The sequence below is a fragment of the Halalkalibacter lacteus genome (assembly GCF_036663595.1).
Classification (GTDB): domain Bacteria; phylum Bacillota; class Bacilli; order Bacillales; family Bacillaceae_D; genus Halalkalibacter; species Halalkalibacter lacteus.
This window is the reverse complement of the sequence record NZ_JAWRVL010000017.1, coordinates 87,834-94,151: the sequence shown is the minus strand read 5'-3', so window position 1 is coordinate 94,151 and position 6,318 is coordinate 87,834. Positions and strand designations below refer to the sequence as shown.

The window sequence follows — 6,318 nt, the reverse complement described above, 5'->3', positions numbered from 1 at the left end:
CCTGTTCAATACAGAGATCATCTCCTTGAAATAGCACAGGCTTCTTAAAATTGTCCTTTACAAAGGGTACACATTAAATTTCTCATAGCAGGCGCGCAACGTGCGGAGCCATTGCCGCTTCCTCGATGGACTTTTTCAGTGCCCTCCCGTGTCCACTTTTTTCAATTCAGATAATTTCATTTATAAATCACCTCATAAAGTATTGTTGAGTTGATTATTACAAATACTTATTTTAAATACTGCTTTCACGTCAGTTTTGCTCACATAAATTCTCGTTGTTTGTGAATAAAGTAAAATGTTTCGGAATAATTGTTTTGACTAACTAGTCGTCTTTGATTGAAGTCATGTTATGTAAAATACCATTTTGACACAGCCTAAAGTTACAGGAAATAAGAGATATTATTGTATGAAATCAACAAAAAAACCATGTGAAAATACATCACATGGTGAAGCCACTAATTTGCCACTGGAGCCAAGTTAGTGGGTGAATTAATTCATTAGCAACAGTTCAATTGCAGAATTCTTTAAATTTCTCCCTCGTAGCCTAACTTATTAAGAGGATATAATCATTTTCTTTTCTATCAGTCTACTTTTCCACCCAAACTCGCTCCCTTAATAAAGAAACGTTCAACCTGTTTCTCTACAACAGAGTCAGGAATTAAAGGCGGAGCATGATGTGGTTTTGTACGGGCATCAATAATGATGTTGTCACAACCCCAGTGCTTATATTCATAAGTGCTATTCACCCCGTGGATATCATGAGAAGGATTGCTACGCGTAAAGGTTGCCCATAGGAAGTTATTGACTGATTCGCTCATAAAATGACTATCATCACATACTATGATCATTGGACAAGTAGGCATCAAGCCTTGCTGCTCAATCGCCATACTTAATTCCTTCATTTCCTTTTGTGCATGTTCATTAGTTGAAAATGCAGGAGCTTCTAACGCAACAACACCCGGCATTACTAATCGTGGGTATTTAAACATCTGTAAATTATTTACGATGTCAGGAACTTCTGTACACAGCTCTCTTTTCTTATTACCACAAGCTGCGAAGACAACCTTACTTCCCGTATTTAATCCCGTACCCGAATAATCCAGCGTATCAATCGTTGTATTCGTTTGAAAATGAATATCTCGTTGTAAATCAATTCGTTCTAATAGATAAGTTAGAAATTCCACTTCTCTTCTGGTAGCTAAAGGCTGTGTCTCTTCTGCTGTCATAAACAAATATTTAGCAAGGCTCAGTTGTCCTGTACCGAGGATTCGATTTGCTTGTGTGAGCAGTTCTGCTGGTTGCTTCACTGTTTGATAAGGCGTGTACCGTTCACTCCCTATGGCAAATAGCAATGGATGCACACCTGCTGCATCGACTGCGTGAACTTCTTTGACACCAGGAATATCCTGTTTAATCGCATCACCTGTTAACTCATGAATGAGATCGCCAAATGCCGTATCTTCTTGAGGAGGACGTCCAACAACGGTAAACGGCCAAACTGCATTAGACTTTGCATACACTTTATGTACTCTCATTAATGGGAATGGATGTGTTAGACTGTAATAACCTAAATGATCACCAAATGGTCCCTCCGGCTTCGTTTCACCTGGATGAATCTCTCCAGTAATGACGAAATCTGCATCATGGCTAATGCAATAGCCATCGACATAGCTATAACGAAAACGACGTCCAGATAATAGTCCGGCAAATGTCATTTCACTTAATCCTTCTGGAAGTGGCATTACAGCTGCTAATGTATGAGCAGGAGGCCCACCAATAAAAATACTCACTTTTAGCGGAATACCTAGTCTATTGGCCTTCTCTTGATGAACACCAATTCCTCGATGAATTTGGTAGTGCAAACCAATCTCTTTATTTAATTCATATTCATTACCACTGAGTTGAACTCGGTACATCCCCAAATTGGCGTTCATAATGCCCGGCTTTTCCGGATCTTCACTATACACTTGAGGTAGAGTCACAAACGCCCCTCCATCATCTGGCCAGTGCTGAATGAGTGGAAGATCAGAAATTTGTATTTCTTGAAATCCATCTAGTTTGCTGCCAGATTTTTTAAGAGGCAAAGCCTTTGTAGCTGCTAAGCCTGAACCGATATGTTTAAACGGATTTTTCAACGAACTCATCGGATCGTTTCGTAAGGCGATGACACTTTGTGTAGCTTCTAACGTTTTGCGAAAAATAAATTTGCTTCGCTCAATGGTGCCAAATAAATTAGATACTGCCTTGAATTTTGAGCCTTTTACATTTTCGAACAACAAAGCAGGTCCGCCAGCCTCAAAAACTTTCATGTGAATAGCAGCCATCTCAAGATGCGGGTCAACTTCTTCACGAACACGAACCAATTGACCATTTTTCTCTAAATCAACGATACATTCTTCTAAATTACGATGCATGGTTTTCTAGCTCCTATTTCTATAACATAATTACACTCATTATACTCGTTTTAGTGTATAATGTCTGCTTTATCGGTGCCAAGGTAATTTGAGCGCAACGATATTCAGTGTCCCACATACACCCATTTTCCTCCATGGGCAACATAGTGAAACGCTTGAGCCATTGAATAGAATAACGCAAGTGCTCTATTTCTCTCATAAAATACGTCATTCATTCATATTAAAGAATATCTATACGTATTTAGAATGGAAGGGACGTGAAAATCATGAAGATCTATATTGCGGATGATGGAGATACGCTTAGAACTATCGCGGAAAAAGCAGATATCGACATAATGGATGTCATTTCTCGCAATCCAGATATTATAAGTCCTGATAAGAATATAGTCGGCAGAGCCATCAAGCTTCCTTCTTCTACAAGGCCAGATACGGAACAGATCAAAATACCACCGTGTCCCCCTCCTCAACCGTTGAATTACCTTCATCATTGGATTCCTTTGACATCATTAGAGGAGATGGAACAAGTGGATTATGATGTTCTTATTGTTGGAACCGGAGCTGGAGGTGGATCTGTTCTTCGAAGATTGTGTGAAAAATGGAGAAATAATAATAAACGAATCGGTATTATTGAAAAAGGAGATCTTTTGCTGCAAACACATGCACGAAACTTAGCTACTATGGATAGTGAACGTCTCAGTAATTATTTTGAAACAGTTTCCCGCCCCATTGGAAAATCGCTACCTATGCTCCCAGGTGCACGTGTACTAGATGCCTTAGGGGGGAAAACATTAGTTTGGGGCTTAGTCTCTCCACGAATGCCTTTTTCTGATATAGAATGGCCAGTCCCAGTAAAGGAGATGGATCTTTACTATAGAATCGCCGAGCAAGCTATGGATGTCACGAATGAATATTTTAAGCGGTCGTCAATTCAATCTATCCTTCTTCAACGTCTTCAAAATAGTGGCTATTATGATGTAATAAACTTTCCTGTAGCTGCTGACCTACTACCTACACAACAAGGAGTGATTACTTCAAATGTCAATTGGAGTTCTATTGCTTTTCTTGCCTATGCTCTAAACCGTAAAACCTTTGATTTAGCTGTTAACGCGCAGGCTGTTCAAGTTACTGTAGAAAATGGTAAAACTTCTGGTGTAAAAGTTATGTCACCAGATAAGAAAACGTATTTTCTTAAAGCCAAATATATTGTTTTGTCAGCAGGTACTTTCGACACCACCAAAATTTTGTTAAATTCAGGAGTTCAAGGAAGGGCAATCGGTCATTATCTGATCGACTCTTCTAATGTAGGAGCTGTCGGAAAAACAAATCGCAGAGAATTCCCCGAAACTTTAGGGCCTTTAGGTATTATCGTTCCCCAAACAAAACAGCGTCCTTACCAAATTCAAATTGGAGGTCCATTTGGAATTCATGGAGACTACTTTTGGCAGCAGCCTTATGAAGAAGAACCATCCTTGGAGGAGGAATTGATGATTGGTTTAAGTGGGTACGGGAAAGTTGAATCACGTTTCGAAAATAGGATCTACCTAGACCCTAGCAGGAAGGATAAATATGGGTTTCCAGAAATTCAGGTTCATTTCTCCTATAGTGAAAAGGATAAAGAGATCATTCATCAAATGTCTGCTGAGATAGAAAAAGTTTCCAAAATTATGAAGACACCTATAGATAGAATAAATGGAAAGCCGAATATTTGTATGAACCCGCCTGGATCAACTTTCCATACAGGGGGAACTTGTCGTATGGGTGATAATCCTTTGACTTCTGTAACCAATCGATATGGTCAAATTCATAATGTCCGTGGTCTCTTTGTAGCAGACAACAGCCTCTTACCTTCTAGCGGCGTAAACCCCACCCTGACCACTGTCGCCTTGTCAATTCGTACAGCAGATCATATCGATAATGACTTGAAATAATTAGTAATATTTAAGGATTCACTTAAAAAAAAGCCTTCAAACCACCTCATCATAAGGCAATTTGAAGACTTTTTATTTTGACTGCGATTAAGGGAAGTATTGCTTGAATTCAATACCTAATAGACTCTGCTAAACTTTATTTTTACGAGGCCGTGATGATTTTTCTTCAAGATTCTTGTGCTCAATCTTATGGAGACATTTATTTATGCCAGATGGAGTCTAACTCGTTGACAGTTAAAGAAATTAACTGTACATCTCCATTTTTAGCATATAATTCAGAACCTTTACTTGAAGGATCAGGGAAAATTCGATCTGTAATTGTTCTCTCACCCGCATTTCCGAACACTTCAACAGATGAATGATCTACAAAAATGTGTAATTCTATTCGATTATCTACAGGATGAAGCAGAGCTGTATGCTTCCCAGGAAATTGTTCATGAAATTGACCTACTCCAGAATTAGTTCTGTCCACAAACAACTGGTTGCGTTCTGTATCATATCCGACAATGGTTTCTTCATTTTCCCCTTTTCTTACCTTAAATCCAAACTCGGTAGCAGATCCTAGTTCAAATTCAGCTCTGATTTCAATGGTGTTACTGGTTATATCAGAAAGAATATTTTGCCCAGGTGTTATCCTTTGGTTTTTCCATTCATATGGGCTTTGCCTAATTGCCTGCAATTCACTAACAGGAGTTTGAATCAGCTTAATTCCTTCTCCTGGAATTGTTTTTAATGTTAATTCTCTAGGAAGAGACATGGCACCTCTCCACGGATGAGTTGGAATTAATTCAGCATATTCCCAATTATTCATCCAGCCAATCCAAATTTTCCGACCATTCGTATTAAACCATGTTTGTGTGGCATAAAAGTCTTTTCCATAGTCTATCCAACGAATTTCATCAGGAGGATTGTCATTGATAAATGTCTCACCGTCAAATTCTCCAACAAAATACTGTCCTCCAGAACCTCCAGCTACAGCTCCAGGATTAATATCCACCTGTAGAACCCATTTCGTATTGTTGGGATCTCCATTCACAGGAAGTTCAAATAATTCCGGACACTCCCAAACCCCTCCGTGGGCTCCTTCATTTTCTCCAAACTTACTCATATATTTCCATTCGATTAAGTTTTTTGAAGAATAAAGTCTTATATGATTGCCTGCTGCCAGAAGCATAACCCACTTTTTCTCTTTCTCATACCAAATAACCTTTGGATCTCTAAAATCTTCTATTCCTGGATTCGGAATAACTGGATTCCCCTCATATTTAATCCATGTTACACCCTCATCTGTACTATAGGCGATACTTTGTTGCTGCGTTTCTCCCGCACTCGTATATATAGCAACAAGACCACCAGGCTTTTCTTTAAAAAGCCCGCTTGTATTATCTTTGTCCACTACAGCACTTCCAGAAAAGATCATTCCAAGCTTATCAGGCCTCAAAGCAACAGGGAGATGTGTCCAATGGACAAGATCCTCACTTACGGCATGCCCCCAACTCATGTTCCCCCACTTGTTACCATAAGGGTTATATTGATAAAACATATGATATTTTCCTTTATAGAAAACCAAGCCATTAGGGTCATTCATCCAATTTTTTTCTGGAGAGAAATGAAATTGAGGTCGATATTTTTCAGAGTAATAACCATTGGAATGGTTTTCTGTGTTTGCTGTGACTTTAAGGGTGTTCATGCTAAAAACATGTGTAAAAAGTGCCAAAATCACAATAATAAAGAAGATTCTATTCAATCTCAAAGCCTTCATTTTTTTACCTCCCTTTAATATGCTAGCTCATAACTCAAAGTAAACCCTCCAACCAAAGCGTAAACCAGATAAGTGTCCAAGCAATTAGCTGTTTGGTAGATATTTAAATGAACTTTTCTTCAACAATAGTTTGTACTTTATTAACGATAATATTAGGGTTTAAGTCCAAAAAAATCCCATTCGTAAAGTTTTATTTTTAACAGAACGATCTTTT

3 protein-coding genes are annotated in these 6,318 nt (G+C 38.6%); 1 reads left to right on the top strand and 2 read right to left on the bottom strand.

Features of this window, described 5'->3' with window-relative positions; all coding sequences use genetic code 11:
* Positions 1-581: 581 nt before the first annotated feature.
* Entirely contained in the window at positions 582-2,414 is a 1,833-nt protein-coding gene (locus tag SAZ04_RS13665; protein WP_332696020.1) for a UbiD family decarboxylase, read from the bottom strand.
* Between the two features lie 266 nt (positions 2,415-2,680).
* Between SAZ04_RS13665 and SAZ04_RS13660 the strand changes: the two genes are divergently transcribed.
* A complete protein-coding gene (locus tag SAZ04_RS13660; protein WP_332696018.1) occupies positions 2,681-4,342 on the top strand; it encodes a GMC oxidoreductase in 1,662 nt (553 codons plus the stop codon).
* A 199-nt stretch (positions 4,343-4,541) separates the two neighbouring features.
* Here the strand turns inward: SAZ04_RS13660 and SAZ04_RS13655 are convergent, their stop codons facing one another.
* Positions 4,542-6,104: a glycoside hydrolase family 32 protein gene (locus SAZ04_RS13655; protein WP_431309006.1), complete on the bottom strand. Its 1,563-nt coding sequence runs from the start codon at positions 6,102-6,104 to the stop codon at positions 4,542-4,544.
* Positions 6,105-6,318: the final 214 nt, after the last annotated feature.

Excerpts from the sequence above, each read along its gene's own strand:
- SAZ04_RS13665 (WP_332696020.1), bottom strand. The coding sequence starts at position 2,414 with ATGCATCGTAATTTAGAAGAATGTATCGTTGATTTAGAGAAAAATGGT.
- SAZ04_RS13660 (WP_332696018.1), top strand. The coding sequence starts at position 2,681 with ATGAAGATCTATATTGCGGATGATGGAGATACGCTTAGAACTATCGCG.
- SAZ04_RS13655 (WP_431309006.1), bottom strand. The coding sequence starts at position 6,104 with ATGAAGGCTTTGAGATTGAATAGAATCTTCTTTATTATTGTGATTTTG.